The sequence below is a fragment of the Candidatus Poriferisocius sp. genome (assembly GCF_965202595.1).
GTDB lineage: Bacteria > Actinomycetota > Acidimicrobiia > Acidimicrobiales > Bin134 > Poriferisocius.
The window spans coordinates 2,681,172-2,705,450 of record NZ_OZ241836.1; the positions used below are offsets into that span (position 1 = coordinate 2,681,172).

A 24,279-nucleotide genomic window follows, 5' to 3' on the forward strand; every position below is an offset into this window, starting at 1 on the left:
GTCACTGTAAGTCCACCCAGGAGAGTGCGGTAATCCCATGACCATCGATTTCTCGATAGATCCCGAGTTCCAGGAGCAGCTCGACTGGATGGACAGTTTCGTCACCACCGAGATCGAACCCATCGACCTCTATTTCCGGGGGGAGGCCAACCCGTTCGACCGCACCAACGAGACGGCCAACGCCCTCATCCGGCCGCTCCAGAAGAAGGTTCAGGATCGGGGTCTATGGGCCTGCCACATCGGCCCCCACCTGGGGGGCCTGGGTTACGGCCAGGTGAAGCTGGCCCTGATGAACGAGATCCTCGGCCGAGCCCTGTGGGCCCAGGTGGTGTTCGGCTGCCAGGCCCCCGACTCGGGCAACGCCGAGATAATCGCCCATTACGGAACCGACGAGCAGAAGGAGCTCTACCTTCAGCCCCTGCTCGAGAGCAGAATCTCCTCCACCTACGCCATGACCGAGCCCCAGGGCGGGTCCGACCCCAACTACTTCACCTGCCGGGCCCACCGCGACGGCGACGAGTGGGTGATAAACGGTGAGAAGTGGTTCGCCTCCAACTTCCGCTACGCCACCTTCATGATCGTCATGCTCATAACCAACCCCGACGTGCCGGTGTACCGGGGTTCTTCGATGATGCTGGTGCCCACCGACACCCCGGGCATCGAGGTGGTGGCCAATGTCGGCCTGGGTACCGAGCCGCTTGATCACGGTGACCACGCCTACCTACGGTTCAATGACGTTCGGGTGCCCGCCGAGAACCTGCTGGGCGACGAGGGTTCGGGCTTCAAGATCGCCCAGACCCGACTGGGCGGGGGCCGGGTCCATCACGGGATGCGCTCGGTGGGAGTGGCTCAGCGGGCCCTGGACATGATGTGCGAGCGGGTGCTGTCCCGGGAAACCAAGGGCTCGCTCATCGGCGAGAAGCAGTCCATCCAGCACTGGATCGCCGACTCCTGGATCCAGATACAGCAGTTCCGCCTCCAGGTTCTGCACTGCGCCTGGCTCATCGACACCGAGGGGGACTACGCCAAGATTCGCCAGCACATCGCCGGTGTCAAGGTGGCCACCCCCAAGGTGCTCATCGACGTGGTCTACCGGGCCATGCACGCCCACGGGTCCCTGGGGGTGTCCAACCTCATGCCCCTCACCTCCATGTGGATGTCCGGCCCGGTCATGGGCATCGCCGACGGCCCCACCGAGGTTCACAAGGACACCATCGCCAAGCAGATCCTCAAGAGCTACAAGGCCTCCGACGGCCTGTTCCCCTCCCAGCACCTGCCCAGCCGCATCGCCACGGCCCGCTCCTACATCGAATCCCGCCTAGAACACGAAATAGCCAACCTCTAACCCAGCACTACAGTTCGTCTATCTGCGTGTCGAGTCGCTCGTACACCGCGGCGCGGGGAGGACGGCCACCAACAAGACTACCGGCACCCTCGATTTGTTCGCTCACAGCAAAACCAAGTGTACAAAACAAAAGTGAATTTGTTCGCTCACAGCAAAACCAAGTGTACAAAACAATGGTTACTTCGGGGTAATTTGAAAATCCCTGGTCAGAGGGTTGCCTGAGGGCGGGAGGGATCTGCTAGCGGGCCGTGGGAACCCGGCCGAATATGTAGGCCAACCCCACAATCCCCAAACCGATCACGACCAATCGCCACAACCACGATCCCAGCAACAGGCCCGTGCTGATCCCCACCGCGGCCACGATCATCGTGCCGGCGATTGCTTTGGCCCGCAGTGGCATTCCCAACCCGGCCCGGTAATCGGCCACCAGCCTCCCCACGCCGGGCAATCCCAGCACCCAGCGCTCCATCCGCTTGCTGGAGCGGGAAAATGCCGCCGCCGCCATGATGAAGAACACCGTGGAAGGCAGCCCCGGCACGATAACCCCTACGGCTCCCACTGCCACGCACGCCAGGCCGGCCACCACCCACAACCCCCGCACCAGCGGGTTGCGGGCCACCCTGGAGTGGTCCAACGCTGCGGGATCGCCGGGCTCACCCGGCAAGTTCGGTGAGATCACCGGCCATCAGGTAGCCCAGCAACACGATCACCGCCGCGTTCACCATGCTCACCGGCCACTTCAACCGATGGTTGGCCCGCCAGAACCGCCGGATGCTCAACCCGTTGAACACGATGGCCACCACCCCGATTACCACCCCCAGCGTCGGCCCCACCGTATCTGCCAACCCGAGCACCGGCAGCAGGTACGGGAACACCAGGTAGGTCAGCAGGCATCGGGTGCCCGATACCACCATCGACTGGCTGAAGCGGCGTTCGGCAGTGCCAGTGGCCTCCACCTCAGCCGGCGCGGTCTCAACGGTCATTACCGATCCAGTCTCCCACCCCCGGCCCAACCCCGCCACACCCAACCCCAATCGGGCATCGGGGGCAACCAAGCTCTACCGGTGGTCGCTACAGGGTTCAGCGCAGATGGTTTGATTTCAAAACCCGAACCGGCGAATCCTGCCCTCAGCCCATAATTCGTTGTTTTGGCTACGATGCTCGTTGTGCGCATACGAGTGGATGTTGATACCTGCCAGGGGCACGGGCGCTGCTACGTGCTGGGGCCCGACTTGTTCGAGGCCGATCTTCCTGGAACTGCTGGGGCCCGACTTGTTCGAGGCCGATCTTGCTGGAACTGCTGGGGCTGCCGGTGAGCGGGGTGGATGAGTTCCTGGCCCTCAAGGATGGCATCAACCGGGAGCTGGCCCGGTGAACGATCCAACCGATTCCCATCGCCCGAACCTTCCCCTCGACGGCATTCGAGTGGTCGAGGTGGCCAGTTGGACATTCGTGCCCTCCGGGGGGTCGGTGCTGGTCGACTGGGGGGCCGAGGTCATAAAGGTGGAACACCCGGTCACCGGCGACCCCCAACGGGGGCTCATAACCTCGGGCCTCGTCCCCGGTGGTGCCGGCGGCGTGAACTTCATGATCGAGCAACCCAACCGGGGCAAGCGCTCCATCGGGTTGAACCTGGCCCACCCCGACGGCCGGGAGATGCTGCTCAAGCTGGTGGAGACCGCCGACGTGTTCCTCACCAACTACATGCCCCCGGTGCGCCGCAAACTCCGCATCGACATCGACGACCTTCGGGAACGCAACCCCCGCATCATCATTGCCCGGGGCACCGGTCAGGGCCCCCACGGTCCCGATGCCGAGAAGGGCGGCTACGACGGGGCTTCCTTCTGGGCCCGGGGAGGTATGGGAGCCACCCTGCCCCAGCGGCCCGACGGGTGGCCCATGAACCAACCCGCCCCCGCGTTCGGCGACGTAATGGGGGGCATGGCCACCGCCGGTGCCATCGCCGCCGCCCTCTACCAGCGTGAGGCCACCGGACAGCCGTCCATCGTGGACGTGTCCCTGCTGGCCACCGCCATGTGGCAGCTCTCCCCCCTGGTGGTGGCCGCCGGGCTGTTCGGTCTGGAACGTTTCCCTCAGGCCGATCGCACCCAGGCCATCAATCCCGGGGTGAACATCTACCGAACCTCCGACGGTCGCTTCCTCAGCTTCATCCTGTTGCAGACCGACAAGCACTGGGCGCAACTCTGCCAATGCATCGGTCGGCCCGGCATGGCCACCGATCCCCGGTTCGTGGACATGGCCGCCCGGGCCGAGAACAACGAAGCCTGCATAGCCATCCTCGACGAGGTTTTCGGGGCCCAAACCCTGGCCTACTGGAAGGAGGCCCTGGCCGACTTCAGGGGGGTGTGGGTGCCGTTCCAAACCCTCAGCGAGTTGTTCGAGGATCCCCAGGTCGCCGCCAATGGCTACCTGCCCACCATGACCGCGGCCAACGGCACCGAGGTGCGACTCGTGGCCAACCCCGCAATGTTCAACGAGCAGCCCGTCAACGTCGAGCGGGCCCCCGAGCACGGTGAGCACACCGAAACCCTCCTGCTCGAAGCCGGAGTTCCCTGGGACCGGATAGCCGCCATGAAAGAAGCCGGCGCCATCCTCTAGACCACCGCCCGCCGATCAGACCATCCTCTAGACCACCTAGACCACCGCCCGCCGATCAGGCCATTCACTAGACCACCTAGACCACCGCCCGCCGATCAGACCATTCACTAGACCACCTAGACCACCGCCCGCCGATCAGGCCATTCACTAGACCACCTAGACCACCGCCCGCCGATCAGGCCGTCAGCTTGTGAACAGGGTGCCGGCAATGGAATCAGCGATCCGGGACGGATCCTGAAGAGGCCCGAAATGGGTCAGGTCATCGAAGCGGACCAGGGAGCCGTTGGGCAGCCGCTCGACAATCATCGGTGCCGCCATTGCGGGAGGATCGGTGCCGGCACCGGTGGCCACGGTAACCGCCGCGGTAACCTCGCCCAGCCGGGCGAACCCCACCAGATCGTGGTTCTCGAAGATGGTGGCCTCTACCTCCCGCGGGCATTTCATGGTCACCGAACCGTCGGGCTGCTTCTGGAAACCGTTCTCCACATAGGCCCTCAACACCTCGGGGTGGAGCAGGCTGAGCGGAGGTCGGGCCGCATACCGGTCGTAGACCGCCCGGCGCGACTCGAACGTCTCCTGCCGCCTCCGGGCGATGGTGGCCAGCACGTTCACGCCCCCTCGAGGGATGGTCCCGGCGGGGATGATGACCGGCTCGTACAACCAGACCCTGTCGAAGGTACCGGGGCGGGCCTGCTCAGCCTTGAGGATGGACGCCCCGCCCAGGGAGTGGCCCGCGGCGAGCCGGGGGGCGGGGTCAAGCGCATCCACAGCGGCCAGAACGTCGTCGGCCATTCCGTCCCAGCCGTAGTCCTCATCGGGCGAGACCCGGCTGTCGCCATGGCCCCGAAAGTCCAGCGCCCAGCACCGGGCCATGGATACCAGCGCGCCGGCCACCGGCTGCCACATCTGCCCGCAAAACCCATTGGCGTGGGTCAAAAGCACCGGCGGCCCGTCGCCACCCAGGTCGTGGAGCGCCACTCGGGCCCCCCTGGACGAGGCAATGAGCCGGGGTTGGCTCATCGGGGTTCGCTCATAAGGAACCGATGGCTATGACCGCAGTGGAGACAGGCATCGATTCGCAGGTTACGGTGGGCAGCCATGAGCGACAACATCATCCTGATCGACGATCCCCGGCCCCATGTCCGGCGCATCACCATGAACCGCCCCGATAAGCGCAACAGTCTCGTCCACCCGCTGCGGGGGGCCATCCTCGACGCGCTGGCCGAAGCCGACCAGGACAGCAGCGTGAAGGTGAGCATCATCCGGGGTGCCGGCCCGTCCTTCTCCGCCGGCTACGACCTGGGTGGGGGCAACGAGGGTTACGAACTGCCCTACTACACCCCGGGCGGCGAGGGTCAGTGGCCCCGCCACGTCACCGAGGGCTGGATGAGCATCTGGGACCTGGCCAAACCGGTCATCGCCCAAGTGCACGGCTACTGCCTGGCCGGGGGCAGCGAGCTGGCCACCGGATGCGATCTGGTCTACATGGCCGAGGACGCCAAGATGGGTTACCCCGCCGTCCGCTTCGGGGTGCCGGACATGCACTTCCACCCCTGGTTCCTGGGTATGCGCAAGGCCATGGAGATGATGCTCACCGGCGACTACGTGTCGGGCACCGAAGCGGTGGAGAGGGGCTGGGCCAACGCTGCCTTTCCCGAGGGGGAGCTGGAGGATGCTGTTCTCGAGGTGGCCGAACGCATAGCCCAGGTGCCCGCCGAACTGCTCCAGATGAACAAGAGGGTGGTGCATCGCCAGATGGAGCACATGGGCATGCGAGCCGGCCTGCGAGCCGGAACCGAGTTGTGCGCGCTGGGTACCCACACGCAGGCCATGGCCGATTTCGTGACCTCGATCCGCGACAAGGGCCTAACCTCCACCCTCACCCAACGCGACTCCAAGTTCGGTGACTACCGCACCAGCCACTGACCCCGCACCAAGTTGCCACTGACCCCGCTCCCCGCACCGAGTTGATCGAATTGAACTAGTCTGGGCGGAAAACACGAGGGGGGACTATCAATGTTTGCTCGTTCATGGAAGCTGATGCTGCTGATCGCGGTTCTGGCTCTGCTGGCCGGGGCCTGCGGTAATGCCGGAAACGACGACGGGGGTGGATCCCCGGCAACCACCACCGCCCCCGAGCCCGACGAACCCGGCACCGAGCCCGACGAACCCGACCAAACCACCGACGAACCCGAGCCCGACCAAACCGGCACCGAACCCGACGAAACAACCGATGAACCCGACCCTGCGCCCGAAGAACCCGACCAAACCACCGACGAACCCGCCCCCCAACCCGAAGAGCCCGACCACCGCCACACGTTCGTGCCCATTCAAGGCGTGCCCGGGGTGAACGACTCCGAAATCAAGGTCACCTCCATAGTCACCATCAGCAACAACGCCCTGGGGACCAACATCGCCTCCTACAACGATGGCATCGAGGCTTACTTCAACTACATCAACGACACAGGCGGCATCTACGGCCGGAATCTGGTGCTGGACAAAAAGCGCGACGACCAACTCGGTATGAACCAGTCACAAGCCCTGGCCATGGTGGAGGAGGACGACTCCCTGGCCGCTTTCGTGGCAACCTTGCTGTTCCTGGGGGCCGACATCTTGAACGAGGCCGGGGTACCCACCTTCGGCTGGGGAATCCACCTTGAGTTCAGCGATCGGCCCGCCCTTTTCGGCCACGTCGCCCCCAACTGCATCGGATGCACGCACCAGAACGTGCTGTGGATCGCCAACCAGGTAGGGGCATCTCGTGTGGGCATCTTCGGCTACGGCAACACCGAGAACTCCAAGCTCTGCGCCGAGGGCTACCGCGACTCCATCGAACAATACGGTGCCGACGCCGGTGGGGTGACCGTGGAGTTCTTCGACACCACCATCGCCTACGGTCTCGCCGGTGGGGTGGCTCCGCAAGTCTCGGAGATGAAGGACAAGGGGGTGGATTTGATCCTCACCTGCCTGGATCTCAACGGGATGCGCACCATCGCTCAAGAGCTGGTCAAGCAGGACTACCGCGACCAGGTGGTCATGTATCACCCCAACACCTACAACCACGACTTCGTAGCCAGCAACGCCGATCTGTTCGAGGGTGACCTGGTGTTCACCCAGTTCGTACCCTTCGAGGCGAACATAAACAGCGACCTGCAAGCCAAGTTCTTCGAATACACCGAAGGCATCAAACTCGAGGAGCAAACCATGGTCGGCTGGCTCAACGCTCACCTGTTCTACGAAGGTTTGCTGGCCGCAGGCCCCGAATTCGATCGGGCCTCGCTGATCCAGGCGATCCGCTCCTTCACCGATTACAGCCACGACGGGCTCACCATCCCGGTGGATTGGGATCGCCAGATCGACAATCCCCGCAACAACCCCGATGCCGATTACGATTTGCGCTGCCTGACCGGAGTGCAAATCCAAAACGGTGCCTTCGTTCAGTGGACGGGTGAAGCCGGCAAACCCTGGGTATGCTGGGAGAGAGCGCGCGAGGACTGGCACGAACCCGAGGCCACCTCTTTCGCAGGGTAGCCGGCAGGCCCCGCTGGAGCGTAGGTAGCAGGTAATCAACCTCTCAGCCATGGGGGACCAATTGCTGGCCGCCGGAGTGGTGGAAGAAACCGTCAGGGCGTTCTTCCAGGGCCTACCGGTGGGCGCGGGTTTCGCCCTGGTGGCGATGAGCTTCGTGCTCACCTACAAGACCTCGGGGGTGTTCAACCTGGCCTTCGGGGCTCAGGCTTTCATCAGCGCCGCCACCTATTACGAGCTCCACGTGAGGCGTGATTGGCCCATATGGGCGGCGGTGCTGGTTGCGGTGGTGCTGGTGGCCCCCCTGCTGGGGTTGCTGCTGGAGCGGTTGATCTTCCGCCACGTGCACGCAGCTTCGGCCGTCGCCAAGCTGGTGATCTCGTTGGGTTTGCTGGTTGCGCTGCCCGAACTGTTCAAGCTGGTGGTGAACTACGACCGCGAGCCACCCTACGGAGCGGTGGGCATCATGCCCGACGGCGACAGCGCGGTCTTCTGGCTGTCGGGGCGCTCCGTCAGCCGGGACGAGATAGCCGCCTTCGCCATCATGGTGGTTGCTGCGGTGGCCCTGGCCGCCCTGTTCCGGTACACCCGCATGGGGCTTCGCATACGGGCTGTGGTGCAAAGCCCCCGCATGACCGAACTGAACGGCATCAACTCCGACTGGGTGTCCTCGGGTTCGTGGATGCTTTCGAGCCTGTTCGCCGGACTGGCCGGGGTGCTGCTGGTGCCCATCACCTCCACCCTGGGCACGGCGCTGGAACCCGGTGGGTACTTCCCCATCGTGATCTCCGCCCTGGCGGCCGCGGCGCTGGGACGCTTGGTGAGCCTGCCCGCCGCCCTGTTCGGGGGGCTCCTTCTGGGAGTGATAACCACCGAGTTGCGCACCCACCTTCCCCACGACAACGTGATCCTCAACGAGCTGCGGGGCTCGGCGCTGCCCTACGTGATGCTGTTCGCCATCATCGTGTTCTGGCCGGCCATCCGCCGCCAGGTAGCAGGGGTCGATCCCCTCCTCGGAGTGGCCCCGCCCCCGCCGGCTCTGGCCGCCACCGCCCGCAGCCGAGGTCTCACCATCTACACCCGCATCATGGCCCTGGCCTTCTTCACGGTTGTGGGCATCTGGACGTTCGGCTACGCCAACAACTTCTGGATCTCCCGCATCACCCATTCGGTGATATTCACCATCATCTTCCTGTCCATCGTGGTGTTCACCGGCCTCGGTGGCCAGATAGCCCTGTGCCAGGTCACCTTCGCCGCCATTGGTGGCTTCGGGGTAATGCAATTGGCCCAACGCTGGGACATCTCGGTGATGGTGGGCATGCTGGTCGGTGCCGCCATCGCGGCGGCGGTGGGCGCGGCGTTGAGCGTGCCGGTAATGCGCCTCGGCGGTATCTGGCTGGCAATAGCCACCTTGTCCTTCGCCCTGTTCTTCGACGACGTGCTGGTGAAATACGGCTGGGTCGGCGGCAGCATCTCCCAGGGAAGAGGGGTCCCCCGCCCCCAGCTCCTCGGCATCGACTTCACCAGCCACAAGAACTTCCTGGTGCTGTGCATAGCGGTGCTGGTGCTGGTGAGCGTGCTGGTGATATTGATACGCGAAAGCAGCACGGGCATGGCTCTGCGCGCCTTGAGGGGTTCGGAGACGGCGGCCGAGTCCATCGGGGTGATCGCCTGGCGATCGAGGGTGATCGTGTTCTCGATATCCGCCGCCATCGCTGCCATCGGCGGGGGGCTTTTGGCCATGGAGGAACGCCTCGTGAGCTACGACGCCACCTACGATCCCCAACTGGGCCTCTTCTGGCTCGTGATCGTGGTGGTACTGGGAGCACGCACCGTGGAGGGGGCGGCCCAGGCGGGCGTAGCTTTCATTATCTTCCCCGTGCTGGTGCTGGAGCGCTGGCTGCACCTGGACGGGGCTTGGCGCTTCGTGCTCTTCGGATTCGCGGCGATCACGTTCGCCCGCCACCCCGAGGGCCTGCTCGAACACGGCAAGCGCCGCTCGCAGATCCTCATGCAACGCATATTCGCCGGTGGCGGTCCAAACATTGCCGAGAAGCAAACATGAGCCTGCTGACCGCCACGGGTGGATCGCCAGAAGAGGACGGGTTGTGAGCCTGCTGGCCGCCACCGGGATCACCAAGCGGTTCGCGGGCATCACTGCTCTCGATGATGTGCGGATCGCGGTTGACGAGGGAGAACGGGTGGGGCTTATCGGCCCCAATGGTGCGGGCAAGACCACCTTGTTCAACTGCTTGCTGGGACTGCTGCGAGCCGACGCGGGAACCGTGAGCTTCGACGGGAGCGACATAACCCGCCTGCCGGCGTATCGACGGGCCCGCCTCGGCATCGGGCGTACCTTTCAGCGAGTAGAGCTGTTCAGCGGCTCGTCGGTGCGCGACCACCTGCTGTTCGCCCACCGCATCCGCAGCGGTACCGGTGCCCTCTGGAAGGACATCCTCGGTCTGGGTCTTCCCAAGCCCCAAGAGCTGGCAAGCTGCGATGCCCTGCTGGAAAGTCTCGGGCTGGAAGGCATGGGTGGCGAGCCCATCGAGACTCTCAGCCTGGGCCAGAGCCGGCTGGTGGAGGTGGCCCGGGCCCTGATGACCCAACCCCGGATCCTGCTGCTCGACGAGCCCTCCTCGGGCCTCGACAGGGCCGAGACCGCAGCTCTGGCCGGCACCCTTATGCGTATCCAGACCGATCAGGGCTTCGGCCTGCTTCTGGTGGAGCACGATGTGGAGCTGGTGGCAACCTTCACCGATCGCACTTACGTTCTGGATTTCGGCCGGCTCATCACCCACGGACCCACCGCCGAGGTTATGAAGGATCCCCAGGTAAAGACCGCATACCTGGGAGACATGCTGGTGGACACGCCGTGACCACCTCGCAATGCATGAGTGCCCCGGTTTTGTTGGATCTCTTGATGCTGGTGGACACACCGTGACCACCTCGCAATGCATGAGTGCCCCGGCCCCGCTTTCGGTCCCCGTGTTGGAGATGCGCCAAGTGAGCACCGCCTACGGGCCCTTCAAAGCCCTCTTCGACGTGTCGTTCTCGGTGGGGGAGGCCGATACCGTGGCCCTTTTGGGACGCAACGGTGCCGGCAAGACAACCGTGGCCAGGGTGGCCAGCGGTCTGGTGGTGCCCACCACCGGGCAGGTGATGATCGACGGCAACGACTTCACCAACGTGCGGGCCTACCGCTACGCCAAAGCAGGCGTGGTGCACGTGCCCGAGGGGCGGGCCGTGTTCGCCGATTTCACGGTGGAGGAAAACCTCACCCTTGCCTTATCCCGCACCCGCGACCGCTCCGGCTTGAGGGCAGCCCTCGGGCGGGCCTACGAGCTTTTCCCACCCATAGCCCAGCGCCGCCGCCAGTTGGCCGGCACCCTGTCGGGGGGCGAGCAACGGATGCTGGCCATGGCCCGGGTGCTGGTGGATGCCCCCCGGCTGCTCATCGCCGACGAGCTGTCATTGGGGCTGGCCCCCATCATTACCGACGAGGTTTACGAAGTGCTGGCCCGCATCCGTGACACCGGAACTTCCCTGCTCATCGTCGAGCAGCACATGGGGCACGCTCTGGCCCTGTGCGATCGGGCCATACTCCTGCACCACGGCTCCATCACCTGGCAGGGCCCTTCCACCGAAGCTGCCGAGGTGGTGGGTGCCTCCCTGTTCGACACGACCGGCCAGTAATTGCCAGCCACTAATTAATTGTCAGACGTGGCCGGTTGCTCCTCGGTGCCGATCACGATTCGCAAAAGAGCAAGAGCAGCTACGGGCTGAAGGTGCCGGTGTCGCCCTCGAACGAGATGATGTCGCTAACGGGCACGTAACGAGCGCCATCGGCATCCACCACCAGCTCTTCCACGCGCCCGGCTTCAACCATGTAGGAGTCGATGGCACCATCCAGGCGCCGCAAGGAGTTGCCTATGGCACCCCTGGATTCGAAGTCCACCTGCCACATGGCCCGCATCAAGTTGGTGCGGTTCACGCCGCCGTCCATCTCGGCTGCGGCCAGCAGAACCTGGTGCAGAACCTCGGCAAAGGTGTAGCCCAAAGCGTGGGATGCCTCCTCGGGATCAATGCCTTGGGCATTCAGGCTGTCTCGCACGAATCGCACCCACTCATCGTCGGCCATCGAAGTGTCGGCCACGTCCTTTTGGGTGTTCACCAGCCTGACCCCGTTGGCCAGAGGCCCGATCGGCACCCAGAAAAGCGAGATGCTCTGGCACCCGTTGGCCACGAACACCATGGGCTCCCACGGCAGGCTGGCAACGCTGGCAACCGCCTGCGGGCAGAACGCCCCCGACGAAGCCACGATCAGAACCTCGGCATTGCTGGCCGCCAGGTTGATCACATCGGAGCCCACCGAATCGGCCTGAGGATCGTGTTGTATCTCATCCAGAACTTCGATACCTGATTCGCTAGCACAATCGTTGAAGGCCACTCTCCACGCCTCGCCGGCATCGTTGCCCAGCGATAGAACGGCCGCTGTGGTTCCCTCACCCAACTCATCAGAAATTTGGCGGCACCAAACCCGGGCCTCCGTGTCGTATGACATCAACCCGCCCGTGGTCCACGGGTAGTTGGTGGGATCACCCCAATCGGGCAGGCCCGTCAGATTGAAGAGCTGCGGGATGCAGTTCTCGTTGAGTGTGTCACGCACCGCCAGGTTGTTGGGACTGCCCAGGATTCCGGCGAAACCGAGCAGGTTCTCCACGTCGATCATCTCCTCCACGTTGGTCACCGTCCGGGCCGGTACATAACCGTCGTCGCGGCTCACCATCACCACTCGACGGCCATCAATCAGGCCAACCTCCTCATTGTCGAAATAAAGCTGGATGCCGTCGCTGATGGTGCCGAACCCGGCCAGCGCTCCCGCCCGGGGCAAGCTGCTGCCAAAGCGGATCTCGGTGTCGGTCACCCCGGCGTAGTTGTCCCACTCCTCGGGGCACTCGGCGACATCAATGGCCGCACCACCGCCCAATTCCACGAGGGTCGAGGGTTCCTCGGTCGGTGCGGGTTCGGGCTCATCAGGCTCCTCGGTCGCCGGAGCGGGTTCGGGCTCATCAGGCTCCTCGGTCGCCGGAGCGGGTTCAGGTTCCTCGGGCTCCTCGGTCGCCGGGGCCGGTTCCTCGGGGGCTTCGGTGGCTGCCGGTGGGTCGGCAGCATCGGGACCGTCGTCATCGTTTCCGCAACTGCTGGCCACCAGGGCAAGGGCGGCGAGCAGCACGAGCCAGTAGCGCAGGGGCCGGAGTATTGAAGATTTCGACATTGAGTTCGACATTGAGACTGTCCTCCTGGGGTCAATGCAGTCCAATAACACTACGCCGGGATCATGACAATTACAGATTGGTACAGGTTTTAACCGGTGGCGGGATCGAAAAAGGGCGGGCTAAATCAACCCACTGGCGGCTTGGGCACCACCGGCAGGAGCCGGTTCTTGATCCGCCGGAACCCCTGGGCCACCCCGCCGGGCAGCGCGAAGGTGATGGCGATGAGCAGCCCGCCCAGGATGGCCGTGCCGTATGGCCCCTCCAGGGCTACGTCGGTGCCCGGCACGGTTTGGGTCTGGCTCGACCACAGGGGGATGAACTGGATGGCCAGGCCCCCCACCACCGCGCCATGCAGCGTCCCCGCACCCCCCACGATCAGCCCCACGATCAGCATGATGGCCATCTGGAAACCGAACTCATCGGGTCCCAAGAACCCCGAGTGCATGGCCAGCATGGTCCCGGCCACCCCACCCACCGCCGCGCTGATGCCGAAGCTGAGCGTTTTGTAGGCAGCCAGGTTCACCCCGTTGGCCGCCGCCCCCAGCGGATTGTCCCGGATGGCCACCATGGCCCGCCCCACCCGACCGGCCAGGATGTTGCGCACCAGCCAGAAGCACACCAGGGCCACGACCACCAGCAGGAAGTACTTGTACACCGCCTCCTCCTGCCGCCCGGTCAACCCGTCGGGCACCCGGGATCCCACCAGCGGCAGCGAGTGCAACCACTCCGTAACCCGGTCCAGCGGTACCCACGACGGTGCCTCCAGGTCACTATCAATCAGCAGCCCGTTGCTGCCCCCGGTGCGAGCGGCCACCTCGTCGAGCCGGATGATCGACGGGAACACCGCAGCCACCGCAAACGTCAACAGCCCCAGGTACAGCCCCTGGATACGCAGCGCGGGTATCCCGAACAGCACCCCGAACCCGAACAATCCCGGTACCACCACCCCCAGCGTGGCCACATACGACCAATCGAACTCATTCACCAGCACCGCGGTGAGATAGGCCCCGCACCCCACGAAGAAGCTATGACCCAAAGAGAGCTGCCCGCTGTAGCCGGTGGCGATGTTCAGACCCAGCACCGCCACCATCAGGGCAACGGCTTGGCTGAGATTGGCCAGTCCGAACGTGTAGCGGTTGCCAAGGATGGTCGGGCTGTAGGTGTCGGCGATCAAGAACGGCACCAGAGCCACCACCAGGGCAAACAGGGCCCACCCGATGATCTGCCTCCGCCGGTGCTGCCAACTGCCGGCCTGCACTCCGGCTGCCCTCATCACACCCGCTCCACCCGGGTGGACCCGAACTGCTGTAAGAAATGATGAATTGAAATCAAAATTGTTCTCATCACACCCGCTCCACCCGGGTGGACCCGAACAGGCCGGTGGGTCGGGCCAGCAGCACCACCAGGATCACCACCACCGCGGTGGCCAGCGCCAGCTCGCTGAGGTTCAAGAACGTCACCAGCAGGTTGCGAGCCAAACCCACCACCAACCCGCCCAGCACCGCCCCCACCATGCTGTCGAGTCCACCCAGGGCGGCGGCGGCCAGAGAGAAGATCAGCACCCGCAGCATCACCGACGGTTCCAGCAGCAGATCGGGTATCACCAGTGACCCGCCCAGCGTTCCGATGGCGGCGGCCAGCGCCCACCCGAACCCCAGTGTCGGCCCCACCCGGATGCCAACCAGCTTGGCCGACTCCAGGTTTGACGACACCGCTCGAAAGGCCAACCCCATCTTGGTGCGCGACAGCAACAGATACAGCAGCCCCACCACGGTGAACACCGTGCCCAGGTTGCCGATGGTCCGCCAGGTGAGCTGGGCGATACCCCACTCTATGGGGGCACCGGCGGGGAACATGCTGGGCAGGCTGCGGGTGCGAAAGCCCCACACGATGCCCACCGCCGAGTCGATGATGAGCAGCAGGCCCAGCGTGACAATCACCAGGGGCAACACATGATCGGGCGGGAACGGCCGGATGAACACCCGCTCTATGAACGCCGCCACCACCGCGCTGGCCCCCATGGCGCACACCACCGCCACCGCCACCGGCAAACCCTGCTCCACGCTCAGCACATAGGCCAGGTACACCCCCAGAAGAGCCAGCGAACCCTGGGCGAAGTTGATGAACCCGGTGGACTTGTAGATCATCACCAGCGCCAGCGCCACCGATGCGTAGGTGGCCCCGTCGCTCAGCCCCCGGAAGAACTGGGCCAACCACAGCTCCCCATCCGACAACTTGTCGATGGAGACATCGAACACCCCCAGAACCGATGCCGCGAAGCTCATCCCTCAATACCCCAGATAAGCCCGGCGGACATTGTCATCGGCAGCCAGCTCATGGGCGGGGCCCGATAGCGCCACCTCCCCGGACTCCAGAACGTAGGCCTGGTCGGCCACCCCCAGGGCCAGCCCGGCATTCTGCTCCACCACCAGCATGGTGGTCCCCATCTCGGCGTTGATGATGGAGAGCTGATCGAACAGCGCCCGGGTGACCATCGGTGCCAGCCCCAGTGACGGCTCGTCCAGCAGCAACAGCGACGGCCTCAGCATCAGCGCCCGGGCGATGGCCAGCATCTGTTGCTCGCCCCCGCTGAGGCTTCCGGCTGCTTGGCTGCGCCGCTCGCCCAGCACCGGGAAGGTGCCGTAGAACCGTTCGATATCGGCCCTCACCTGCCCATCGGTGCGCACGAACCCCCCGGCCAGAAGGTTCTCCTCCACCGACAGTTCGGGAAACGTCCCCCGACCCTGGGGCACGTGGGCCACTCCCCGGCGCACGATGTCGGCGGTGCGCTGCCCGGCCAGCTCCTCGCCCGCCAGCCGGATGGAACCCTCCACCGTCACCATGGCGCACAAGGCCCTCAGCGTGGTGGTCTTGCCCGCCCCGTTGGCCCCCAGGATCACCGCTATCTGACCCTTGGACACCGTGAAATCGATACCGTGCAACACTTGGATGTTCCCGTAGGCCGCCCTCAGCCCACGCACCTCCAGGTAATCGGTGCTCACTGCGCGCTACCCAGGTACGCCTCCACCACCGCCGGGTCGTTCTGCACCTCGGCGGGGGAACCCTCGGCGATCCTGGCCCCGAAATCCAGTACCACCACCTTGTCCGACACCCCCATCACCATCCCCATATGGTGCTCCACCAGCAGCAGGGTCAGCCGGTGTCGCTCCCGCAGCGCCACCACCAGTTCGGCCAACTCGCTCACCTCGGTCTGATTCAGCCCGGTGGCGGGCTCGTCCAGCAGCAGCAACCGGGGCCGGCCGATCAGCGCCCGGGCCAGCTCCACCCTCTTCAACGTGCCGAACGGCAGCCCGCCCGCCGGGTGGAAGGCCACATCGGTGAGTGACATCTCGTCCAGAGCCGCCCAGGCCTGGCCGGCCAGCTCGGACTCCTCCCGGCGCGACCCCCACCTCAGCGCGGCCCGCAGCGCCCCGATCCGGGAGCGGTGGTGGGCCCCTACCATCACGTTCTCCAGCACGGTCATGGTCGGCCACAGCGCCAGATTCTGGAAGGTGCGGCCGATGCCCAGCCCGGTTATGGCATGGGCCGGATGGCTCAATACATCGTTACCGTCGAACCCCACCACGCCCTGCTCGGTGTCGTACACCCGGCTGATCACGTTGAACATGGTGGTCTTGCCCGCCCCGTTGGGCCCGATCAGCCCGCAGATGCTCCCCTCATCCACGGTGAACGACAGGTCGTTAAGGGCGATGACCCCCCCGAACCGCACCGTAACCCCGCTCACCTCCAACAGGCTCATAACCACCCAACCCTACTCCGCCCCGGTGCCGCGCTTTTGAAGGCTCACCCCCCGATCAGGCTGGCAATGGCCCACACCACGATCACCATGCCCACCACAATCATCACCACGCTGCGCCCGACCCGGGGGGTAGCTGCCTCACCGTTACCACCGGAACGGTCCGGTTGGGGCCGCCGGGCCCCTTGCGGGTTGATCAGAGCGGCCAGGTTACCCACCGCCAGCGCACCCCCCAGCGCCAGCAACAGGTAGGTGATGATGTCCGGCCCCCCCAGCACCCCTCCAGTATCAAACGTGCGCCCCACCGGAGCAACTCCCAATCAGGGTTCAACGTGGCGCTCCAGGAAACTGGCGGCTTCCTCAGCGGGTATGAGCCAGCCCAGTTCGCTTATCTGATCCCATGTGATGGTTCTGTACGTTGGGACTCCAATGAAGAAGCCACGCGAGTTGAACGCTGCCCCTCCGCTGTTGCCAGGAAATATATCAGCATTGGTTTTCAGGACAGCATGGCCGTTGAGGTGGTCAATCCCTGCATATACGCCTTCGGTCGACGTGATTGTTTGGCCTCCAATCCCCGGATAACCAAGAACTGTGATGTCCTCGTTGAGGTCAAGTTTTTGGGCACTAATAGGGATGCTGGGCTGATCAACTCGGTGAGACAACTTGAGCACTGCCAAGTCCGGTAATGTCACATACCCCTCCGAATCCAAGCCATCCAACTCTTTCCCCACCACCGTAGCGTCGATCCATGTTGTAGGCTCTTCTTCAAAGCTATCGCTGAATCCGACCTCAAGATTCGCACATACTTTGCCGGAATCCGACACCACAACGTGAGCATTTGTAAGCACGTATCTTCCATCGAGAACCAGAGTGCCCGAACCGACTTTTCCGCATCCAGCCGCCGAAACCATGCCAATTGAGCGAGCGATTGTGGCCGCATCCGTATTGCTGGGGGCTTCGCCACCTCCTCCGAGGGTCAGGGCCAGCGGCAGAGCAATCGCCAATGCGAGGGCTAATCCAAAAGCACCAACAACCAGAGGGCGACGATGCCAACCATCGGTGAACCTCGCCGAGATACCGGCACCAAGTTTGGAACCCGAACGCCGGTTTCCAGGCGGTTTAGCTACTGGGGTACCAGCAGCCGATGGAGGTGGCGACAAACGCTGATGTGTCCGGCTGGATCTCGGTGGTGGCTCAGCACGGCCCGAGCCCGCTTCCGGGGTGGGCTCGCGCTCCGGGGGGCGTTGGCGATGTAGAGGGCTGTCAGCCACAAACCTCGAATCCCTATGGTTAGCCCAACCCGAAGCTGGGAGCCGCCGGTTGAGGGTCTTCGCCGTCCGGGTCTTCTGGTGGCGTTGAGCCGCCGGCAAGCTGGTTTTCCAGCATAGGATCGGAAATGTCGAGCCTCACCGCCAGGTAAGAATCTTGGCCGGGCGACCTGACCGCCTGCACAACTCTTGGACGGGTATCGGAGGCGGGAACCTCCAGTCCATCGGGCCACCACCAGGTGCTGTCCATTTCAACGCTGTCCAGGGTGGCCGCACCAGGGCCGACCAGGCCGGCAGGCAGCTTTCCAGGCTTCACTGGGGCTATCTCGCTCAAGAAGCTGCCCTCGGCATCATCCAGTGATGCGTCTACGGCTATCGATGAATCTGCCACCAAAGCATCATCGAACTCGCCGGAACAGAGCCGGTGGGCAAATTGCCAGCGCGGGTCGGGGCCGGGATCCTCCAGCAGGTCCCGCTTCACGGAGCTGACCATTGTGCTCGTCTCCGGACGGTTGGAATCCCCATTCACCGGACGGGTTTGGAACCGCGAGTAGGCGGCAACAACCGCCTCGTACTGCGCGCTCAACCACCCGGGTGCCGGTGGTGGGCTGAACACGTTGCGATAGCGTGCCGCCAGTCGAAACAGCGGTGAGCGGAGCTCACGGGACTCGCCGGCAAATACCGGCTCGGCGGGGATATTCCAGCGCAGGATGTAGTCGAGCGCGACGGCAGTGCCCAGCCAGTTGACCCGCAAGCCTCGCAACAGCGACAGCAGTTCCCGGCGCCCGAGTTCGCTTTCGAGCTCTCGAATTGCCGCGATGGCCAGTCTGCGCTTGCGCTCACGGCCCCTGTCGCTAACCACCAGCATGACCAGGGCAATCAGGAACAAGAACCCAGCCACGGCCAGCGCGGCATACCTGATTTGCTCGCCCCAGTCCTCGAAGAAGTTTCGGATGTTCTCCGACTTGTTGAAAGCCGATGAATCCAATTTGGCATAGGCAAAAAAGCTGGCTATCAGGTAGCAAATTGTCCACGCCAACACTAGAGCTCGGCTCGCTGGGCGCTGGCGCGCTTTCGGCGACAGCAGTACGTATACAAACAAGAACAACGTGAGAGCGATGAACACAAAAGGCACCATGTCCGGCCCCGAAATGCTATCGAACAAGTCGGCAAAGCTCGCGCCGGCAAAAAATAATCCCAGCACGGTAAGAACAGCCAAAGCGAAAGATCTTCGCAGCAAGTACGACTGGCCATCTCTCGGGTCGTCTCGCTGAGGGGTAAGTGAATACAGCAAAAATAGGCAGGTAACCGCCAACCCCCCGATGCTAATACGTGTTCGAGCCACAGGGCTGACATCGCTGAGATCGAACATATCAAGCAGCAACGCGTAGCTGGCCAGCACGGTGTACAAGGTGATCAAAAAGGCTTTGACGGTGATAACCAGATCAGCGGAAGGGCGGAACTTCTCGGTTGAATCCCTCAGCGCTTTTTGCTTTTCGAGTTCGGCTTGTTGCTGCCTGCGCCTATCCTCAGCTTTTTGGATCTCGTCGCAGAACTTATCGTCCAGCAACGTCAACAACGCTCTAGGGCTACCCCAGTCCTCTGCGTGATCAGCCGCTTCCTCCTCGCCAGCCGGTTCCTCGTCAAACGACCCCTCATCATCATCGACCGGCTCCTCAACAAGCTCAGCTTCGTCCGCGTCAACCGACTCTTCCGCGTCAACTGGCCCTTCGTCAGCCGGCTCCTCAGCAACTTCGCCTTCGTCCTCCTCAACCGGCCCCTCTGCATCAACTGACTCCTCCTCAACCGGCTCCTCAGCAACTTCGTCTTCGTCCCGCTGCCCACCGGCTCGTATACGTTCTTCGAGCACGCCGTCAACAAGGCTTTCGGGTGTCACGAACACGTACTCCTGGTTGCCGGCGGCCTCGCGGGCTCGGATGGCTACAGCGGTCCTGCCCCCGTCGACAACCCCGAACACATTGCGAACGAGATCGGTCCATACCTTCGGGCTGAACCCCTTGAGAACCACCGTTGCCTCGTCGGCCTCCGCAGGCCCCTGAGCACTGGAAGCCTGCCCGTCGTCATCGGATTCAAGATCTCCACCGAAGGCTTTGGAGAACTCAACGCGAAGCATCCTGGTAAACCCTGTCAGGCCGGCCGCCAGCGGTGGGAAAATGCGACCCAAGCCGGCACCAAGCACTTCCATAATGTTGCTGCGCCGGCCGGAAGCACCCGGCTCGCCCGCCAGGCGGTCCAGGCGGAACTCAGCAGGATGCAGCAAATCCACGGTGGATGCGACGGCCTCGGGAGCAGGCGTGGGCGAGAAACCATCGGCCACGGGCAGAAAATCTTCGGCAGCCAATTCCCGCCGGCGAATCAGCACGAGCCGAGCCGAGGATCTGACAAACTTGAACGCACACCCTTCTATTCCGGTAACCCTTATTTCCGGCCTCCACGGGTTTTCGTTGGTGGCACGCCACAAAGATGTCAAAGTGGCCAACTCAAGCGCAGCATGCCACGAAGCTCTTTGGGCATCGGCAAAATCGATGCCGGCAGCCATGCCGCTGGCAAACTGCCAGTCGGTCGGAAGGGCTACGAAGTTGGCGGTTTGGGCCGTGAAAAAACCTTTGGCAGGCAAGAGGCTTTCACCATCTCGCAACTCCGGCACCGCCAGGCAACTGGGAACAACAATGATCCCACCCGCCAGCTTCTCCGCCTTGCGAGCGATTTCGCCAAGGGCTCTGGCGAGCGCTAGTTGAGCCTGTGGTGCCAGTACGCCAGAGACAACTGCGGTTACATATAATTTGCTTTCTGCCGGGGGGCCGGATCGGGCCAGCGCGTCGTACAGTCCCGTTTGCGTGGCCTCCGATGCTCGAACACAAGTGGCAAGAGGCTGCTCGGTGGGTGGCTCGCCCTCTTTGATGGGCACGAGCGCCATGTCGTTGAGCAGCCCGTGAGAAGAGAGGTCACGAAGCACCCTTATTGCTTTGCTGATAACACCATCGGCTTCGTGATAAAGGATGGGTATCACGCGATAGCTCCTGCCTCCGGTTGCTGCCAGTGGCTCAGCTAGCCGAGGCTTTCCTCGGGAGAGTGTTCGACAATTTTATCGCTGAGCTTTTGAAGTTCCTCGCCCAGCAATGGCCACAGCCCGGTCCAGAGGGGAACGCGTGAGAGCAGGCCAGGGTTGAAACCCCAGTCCCTCTGGTAATTAGCATACTCGTTTTCGTAGCGCTTACTTTCCCCGTCCAACACCCCGGCAAGAGCTTCGGCCCGTTCTCCCCAGGTGGCCGTTTCGGGCATGTTGGCCAATCGGGCTGGCTTCATGGTGGTTATGGCACCCTTATCCGGCTGGCCGGTTTCGATCCATTCGGCCAGTCGCCGGTTGACATTGTCGTAGTGCAGGACACCACCGTCACCCGACCTTCCCAACTCCAGCAAGCTCACATACGACTCCAGCGGCTCCAAGGTGGCACTGGCCGCGGTTTCGACATATGCCAAACTGAGCGACTCCAGTAGCGGACCCAGCCGGTCGCCGCGCTTGATCGGCGATAGCAACGGGTTCGGGAAAGTTGTGGGGCTTTTACCATCCCGGGCAATTTGAATGGAACCATCAGGCCCGTCGGTGTCCAGCAGCCCCAGCACCTGGGCGGTGAACCAACCTCGCACCAGGCAGCGCAAGTGGGCCTGGGGGGCAGGCACGAATCGTTGCAAGTATTGGGCCCGGCGGTGGTGCCAGAACTGCTGGCGAGCCACTTCGCCAATGGCCTTTTGCCCGTCCCAATCCTGGGCGATGGGCGCTAGAACCGACTTCAGAGCCAGTATCGATTGGGGGGCGGCAAGCTGCGAGGCCACGTCGATGTGACGGGTGAGTTGATCGTATTTCATGAGTTCCTCCACCTGATCGGCCTTGAGGTACTTGGAAAGCAGATCTGTCACCTTTTCCGCTATGGGATGAGAGCCGTCGGGCCCGGGGCCGAACGGCAACTTGCTGAAATGCCTCACCAGATCCTTGCCCGCTTCGTTACCAACCAGCCCCTCCAGCGCCGGGTCGGTATCGACCAGAGGAGCGGAAGTGGGGATGGCAGCGTTGAGACATGACATAAAGCGCTGCTGATACTTATGCCGTTCAGAAGCAGCGATTGTCGTGCCCGCAGCGGCCCGGGTGTCCAGAGCACTCCGGAGGCTGAGGCCGAGAAGTTCGCCAAAAGGCCCGCCATCCACGTTCAGCCAGGCAGTGGCGCTACCCTCCAGAAGTTTCCTGGTGGAACCGACGGTTACGGCCACGTTTGACGGTACGTCACTCCAGCGCTCATTGGGCGACCAGTTACGAACCAGCTTTACGAACTCATCGCCGGAATCCGGTTCAACCTCCTGGCAACCGATAACAGCTTCTCTCAGGCTTTCGTACTCGTTGCCATCGAACGTTTCGCGCAGTAACCGGTCGAACAGTGCTTCGTAGTCATCCTTTTGAATCAAACAAAACTCGTTCTCGGGTGGTCCGAAGCGGAACGAGTCTGGAATATCTTCGTTGCGGAGGCGCCTATAGGCATCCTCGATTGCTTCGACGATGGGCTTGAACAGCCGGTCGGTAGCTTCTCTAGCCAGCCGTTCTGCCCTTTCGGCAATGAGAGCATCCGCAGCAAAGGTACGATGGTGAACCGCTGATGCCACATACTCAGTGATTCGACCGTCGGTATTTTTCAGTTTCCCTCTGGCACCTTCCAGTACCTGCCATGCCGACTCCTGCCAGTCACCGGCCCATCGCTTTAGGGTCAGAACAACGTTGGCACGAAGATTGTTGACAACCTCATCCTGCAAGTGCTTGACTGCATCGGAGCAAAGTTGGGCGGTAACTTTAAGCCCATACCTGGATATAGAAGCCAGGACAGTGGCGCACATCCTTTGCTCAATGGTTTTGACATATTCGCGTGATTGAGCATCAAGCTTTTCGCCAATCTTCTGCTCAAAATCAGGGAAACGGTTCTCAATAGCTGGTTCGATTAGAGCTCGCCATTCGATAGCCGTCCGGCTGGCCTCAACGTCAAGTGATGCCTCCAATTCAACCTGCTGCTGGTAGTCGCGGCATGTTTCTTCCAACCGATCTACACTTCCATCCGTGGGCCACAGCTCACGCCTTATGGGGCCTGTATCAGTGGTGTCGATCTCTTCGATCTGTAGCTCTCTGAGGAACCAGGCTCTGTAATTCTCGGCAAGGTACTTGATGACGGCCGTTGGGTCTTGCTTGTTGATCGACCGAACAGCCTGCTTGGCATCCTCCGAGTTGGAGTGGTATTCAACGAGGTGTCGATAGGAGTCCTGCACCACCTTATTCACAGCAAAACGCTCGAAGTGGTCGGTGCCCACCGACACCCGCGCGAACCCGAGCGCCGAAAATAGTGGTAGGCCAACGGATCCCGGCTCCCCGACATCCACCAGGGCCTGGCCCCGGATATTGGATGAAGCATTTTGCTTGAAGTTGCCAATCGTATAACCGATGAAAGACCCTGCGACCTCCTCGTCGGTTACCCACGAAAGCAAAGCCCGCCCTACTCCCTCGAAAAGAGAGTCTGATGTGCCGTAGTTGACACCTTTTGCATTCTGACGTCCAACCAGAAATGGGTAAGCCGGACCGCTCATGTTCAGAGTCCCCGCGATGCGAGCAGCTTGCAAGAACTTATCGGTGATCGGCCCAACGACTACATCATCGTCAGCTCCCGAATCTCCATTCCACCAGAAGCCGTTGAGCAACTCGGATACAGCGGCAAGACCATTGCCATGCACGCCAGCCTTTGTTGCCGAAGCCAGCTCGTTGAAGACCTCGGATGTATAGATGATCCCGAACATGTCTCTACCCCGAGCCACATCCATTCCCCTGATCAAATCGCACACGATGTTGAGTATGCCTGCGCCGGTGCCTCCGGCCAGAGATGATATGACAAAGATATTGGTTGCTACGTCGCTCGTGCCCGTCGCCGTGTTGGAGTTCGCCGCGGTTTTTTGAATTTGCGTGTAAACGTCATTCAAATCCTGGATTGCTTTGCTCTCGTTGAGCCGGTTCACCTTTTCCTCGATACGACTTTTGATTCGCTCAGCGTGGAGTGCGCCTATGGTACGTCCGACCGCTCGATACTGACCGGCCCCGGCCTCAATGGGTATTTTCAAACCGGTTGGTTCCACCCTCCAGGCTCGCAGTTCTTCACTCTTTTCGCTCGATGTGTCGAGTTGGGCCTGAACGTCATCGAAGGCAACACCAGCATCCACCAGCCCGCAGTATTCGTTGGGCGCTAGGTGGTCCACCCGGCTGTTCAGCTCGTCACCATCCGGCCGAGAGGGCACGTCGATGTGAAGAAACTGCCAACCCGAGGGGATACCCCCTTCGATTTCATTTTCTTTCATCCACCGTATGATCTGATCCTTCAGGAAACGGAGCGTCTTGCCCCCCGAGCCGCCGAGTCCGACGAACAGAAAGCGGTTGTACAC

The 24,279-nt window shown here is 62.8% G+C and carries 20 protein-coding genes; 8 read left to right on the forward strand and 12 right to left on the reverse strand.

Translation table 11 applies throughout. The features are described from left to right. Positions 1–37 precede the first annotated feature (37 nt). The gene (locus ACOGXC_RS12090) at positions 38–1,345 is read left to right on the forward strand and encodes an acyl-CoA dehydrogenase family protein (RefSeq protein ID WP_419918428.1); all 1,308 of its coding nucleotides are present in this window, start codon (positions 38–40) and stop codon (positions 1,343–1,345) included. A gap of 238 nt (positions 1,346–1,583) precedes the next feature. On the opposite strand, the gene ACOGXC_RS12095 is transcribed toward ACOGXC_RS12090, so the two are convergent. Both ACOGXC_RS12095 and ACOGXC_RS12100 read right to left on the reverse strand, forming a co-directional pair. Then, a complete protein-coding gene (locus ACOGXC_RS12095; protein WP_419918429.1) occupies positions 1,584–2,024 on the reverse strand; it encodes a YbaN family protein in 441 nt (146 codons plus the stop codon). Continuing rightward, entirely contained in the window at positions 1,999–2,328 is a 330-nt protein-coding gene (locus ACOGXC_RS12100) for a hypothetical protein (RefSeq protein WP_419918430.1), read from the reverse strand. Before ACOGXC_RS12100 ends, ACOGXC_RS12095 begins: the two co-directional genes overlap by 26 nt. A gap of 174 nt (positions 2,329–2,502) precedes the next feature. On the opposite strand from ACOGXC_RS12100, the gene ACOGXC_RS12105 reads away from it, so the two are divergent. Together ACOGXC_RS12105 and ACOGXC_RS12110 are read left to right on the forward strand one after the other, a co-directional pair. After that, complete coding sequence (locus ACOGXC_RS12105; protein ID WP_419918431.1) at positions 2,503–2,661, forward strand: ferredoxin; 159 nt, start codon at positions 2,503–2,505, stop codon at positions 2,659–2,661. 55 nt (positions 2,662–2,716) lie between these two features. Further along, positions 2,717–3,964, forward strand: a complete 1,248-nt coding sequence (locus tag ACOGXC_RS12110; RefSeq protein WP_419918432.1) for a CaiB/BaiF CoA transferase family protein — start codon at positions 2,717–2,719, stop codon at positions 3,962–3,964. 183 nt (positions 3,965–4,147) lie between these two features. On the opposite strand, the gene ACOGXC_RS12115 is transcribed toward ACOGXC_RS12110, so the two are convergent. Beyond that, entirely contained in the window at positions 4,148–4,984 is an 837-nt protein-coding gene (locus tag ACOGXC_RS12115; RefSeq protein ID WP_419918433.1) for an alpha/beta fold hydrolase, read from the reverse strand. Between the two features lie 78 nt (positions 4,985–5,062). Here ACOGXC_RS12115 and ACOGXC_RS12120 point away from each other — a divergent pair, with 78 nt between their 5' ends. From ACOGXC_RS12120 to ACOGXC_RS12140, 5 genes are all read left to right on the forward strand, one after another. Continuing rightward, positions 5,063–5,890 (forward strand): enoyl-CoA hydratase-related protein, encoded by an 828-nt coding sequence (locus ACOGXC_RS12120; RefSeq protein ID WP_419918434.1) that lies wholly within the window; start codon positions 5,063–5,065, stop codon positions 5,888–5,890. Positions 5,891–5,980: 90 nt separating this feature from the next. After that, positions 5,981–7,495 (forward strand): ABC transporter substrate-binding protein, encoded by a 1,515-nt coding sequence (locus ACOGXC_RS12125; protein ID WP_419918435.1) that lies wholly within the window; start codon positions 5,981–5,983, stop codon positions 7,493–7,495. Positions 7,496–7,544: 49 nt separating this feature from the next. Beyond that, complete coding sequence (locus tag ACOGXC_RS12130) at positions 7,545–9,557, forward strand: ABC transporter permease (RefSeq protein ID WP_419918436.1); 2,013 nt, start codon at positions 7,545–7,547, stop codon at positions 9,555–9,557. Between the two features lie 43 nt (positions 9,558–9,600). Continuing rightward, the gene (locus tag ACOGXC_RS12135; protein WP_419918437.1) at positions 9,601–10,371 is read left to right on the forward strand and encodes an ABC transporter ATP-binding protein; all 771 of its coding nucleotides are present in this window, start codon (positions 9,601–9,603) and stop codon (positions 10,369–10,371) included. A gap of 61 nt (positions 10,372–10,432) precedes the next feature. After that, the gene (locus tag ACOGXC_RS12140; RefSeq protein ID WP_419918438.1) at positions 10,433–11,188 is read left to right on the forward strand and encodes an ABC transporter ATP-binding protein; all 756 of its coding nucleotides are present in this window, start codon (positions 10,433–10,435) and stop codon (positions 11,186–11,188) included. 79 nt (positions 11,189–11,267) lie between these two features. On the opposite strand, the gene ACOGXC_RS12145 is transcribed toward ACOGXC_RS12140, so the two are convergent. The 9 genes from ACOGXC_RS12145 to ACOGXC_RS12185 form a co-directional block, all read right to left on the reverse strand. Next, the gene (locus ACOGXC_RS12145; protein ID WP_419918439.1) at positions 11,268–12,770 is read right to left on the reverse strand and encodes an ABC transporter substrate-binding protein; all 1,503 of its coding nucleotides are present in this window, start codon (positions 12,768–12,770) and stop codon (positions 11,268–11,270) included. Positions 12,771–12,895: 125 nt separating this feature from the next. Further along, the gene (locus tag ACOGXC_RS12150) at positions 12,896–14,044 is read right to left on the reverse strand and encodes a branched-chain amino acid ABC transporter permease (RefSeq protein WP_419918440.1); all 1,149 of its coding nucleotides are present in this window, start codon (positions 14,042–14,044) and stop codon (positions 12,896–12,898) included. Positions 14,045–14,114: 70 nt separating this feature from the next. Further along, positions 14,115–15,056, reverse strand: a complete 942-nt coding sequence (locus ACOGXC_RS12155; protein ID WP_419918441.1) for a branched-chain amino acid ABC transporter permease — start codon at positions 15,054–15,056, stop codon at positions 14,115–14,117. 3 nt (positions 15,057–15,059) lie between these two features. Further along, a complete protein-coding gene (locus tag ACOGXC_RS12160; RefSeq protein WP_419918442.1) occupies positions 15,060–15,773 on the reverse strand; it encodes an ABC transporter ATP-binding protein in 714 nt (237 codons plus the stop codon). After that, positions 15,770–16,531: an ABC transporter ATP-binding protein gene (locus ACOGXC_RS12165; RefSeq protein WP_419918443.1), complete on the reverse strand. Its 762-nt coding sequence runs from the start codon at positions 16,529–16,531 to the stop codon at positions 15,770–15,772. Before ACOGXC_RS12165 ends, ACOGXC_RS12160 begins: the two co-directional genes overlap by 4 nt. A 44-nt stretch (positions 16,532–16,575) precedes the next feature. Continuing rightward, complete coding sequence (locus ACOGXC_RS12170) at positions 16,576–16,833, reverse strand: hypothetical protein (protein WP_419918444.1); 258 nt, start codon at positions 16,831–16,833, stop codon at positions 16,576–16,578. 15 nt (positions 16,834–16,848) lie between these two features. Further along, positions 16,849–17,532 carry a S1 family peptidase gene (locus ACOGXC_RS12175; protein ID WP_419918445.1) on the reverse strand — a complete coding sequence of 228 codons (684 nt, stop codon included), beginning with the start codon at positions 17,530–17,532 and terminating at the stop codon, positions 16,849–16,851. Between the two features lie 286 nt (positions 17,533–17,818). After that, entirely contained in the window at positions 17,819–20,827 is a 3,009-nt protein-coding gene (locus ACOGXC_RS12180) for a hypothetical protein (RefSeq protein ID WP_419918446.1), read from the reverse strand. 38 nt (positions 20,828–20,865) lie between these two features. Next, on the reverse strand, positions 20,866–24,279 hold the full coding sequence (locus ACOGXC_RS12185) for a tubulin-like doman-containing protein (RefSeq protein WP_419918447.1): 3,414 nt from the start codon (positions 24,277–24,279) through the stop codon (positions 20,866–20,868).

What these genes read in the sequence shown, in the direction of transcription:
- ACOGXC_RS12090 (WP_419918428.1), top strand. Translation starts at nt 38, where the DNA reads ATGACCATCGATTTCTCGATAGATCCCGAGTTCCAGGAGCAGCTCGAC.
- ACOGXC_RS12100 (WP_419918430.1), bottom strand. Translation starts at nt 2,328, where the DNA reads ATGACCGTTGAGACCGCGCCGGCTGAGGTGGAGGCCACTGGCACTGCC.
- ACOGXC_RS12105 (WP_419918431.1), top strand. Translation starts at nt 2,503, where the DNA reads ATGCTCGTTGTGCGCATACGAGTGGATGTTGATACCTGCCAGGGGCAC.
- ACOGXC_RS12115 (WP_419918433.1), bottom strand. Translation starts at nt 4,984, where the DNA reads ATGAGCCAACCCCGGCTCATTGCCTCGTCCAGGGGGGCCCGAGTGGCG.
- ACOGXC_RS12120 (WP_419918434.1), top strand. Translation starts at nt 5,063, where the DNA reads ATGAGCGACAACATCATCCTGATCGACGATCCCCGGCCCCATGTCCGG.
- ACOGXC_RS12125 (WP_419918435.1), top strand. Translation starts at nt 5,981, where the DNA reads ATGTTTGCTCGTTCATGGAAGCTGATGCTGCTGATCGCGGTTCTGGCT.
- ACOGXC_RS12130 (WP_419918436.1), top strand. Translation starts at nt 7,545, where the DNA reads ATGGGGGACCAATTGCTGGCCGCCGGAGTGGTGGAAGAAACCGTCAGG.
- ACOGXC_RS12145 (WP_419918439.1), bottom strand. Translation starts at nt 12,770, where the DNA reads ATGTCGAAATCTTCAATACTCCGGCCCCTGCGCTACTGGCTCGTGCTG.
- ACOGXC_RS12150 (WP_419918440.1), bottom strand. Translation starts at nt 14,044, where the DNA reads ATGAGGGCAGCCGGAGTGCAGGCCGGCAGTTGGCAGCACCGGCGGAGG.
- ACOGXC_RS12155 (WP_419918441.1), bottom strand. Translation starts at nt 15,056, where the DNA reads ATGAGCTTCGCGGCATCGGTTCTGGGGGTGTTCGATGTCTCCATCGAC.
- ACOGXC_RS12165 (WP_419918443.1), bottom strand. Translation starts at nt 16,531, where the DNA reads ATGAGCCTGTTGGAGGTGAGCGGGGTTACGGTGCGGTTCGGGGGGGTC.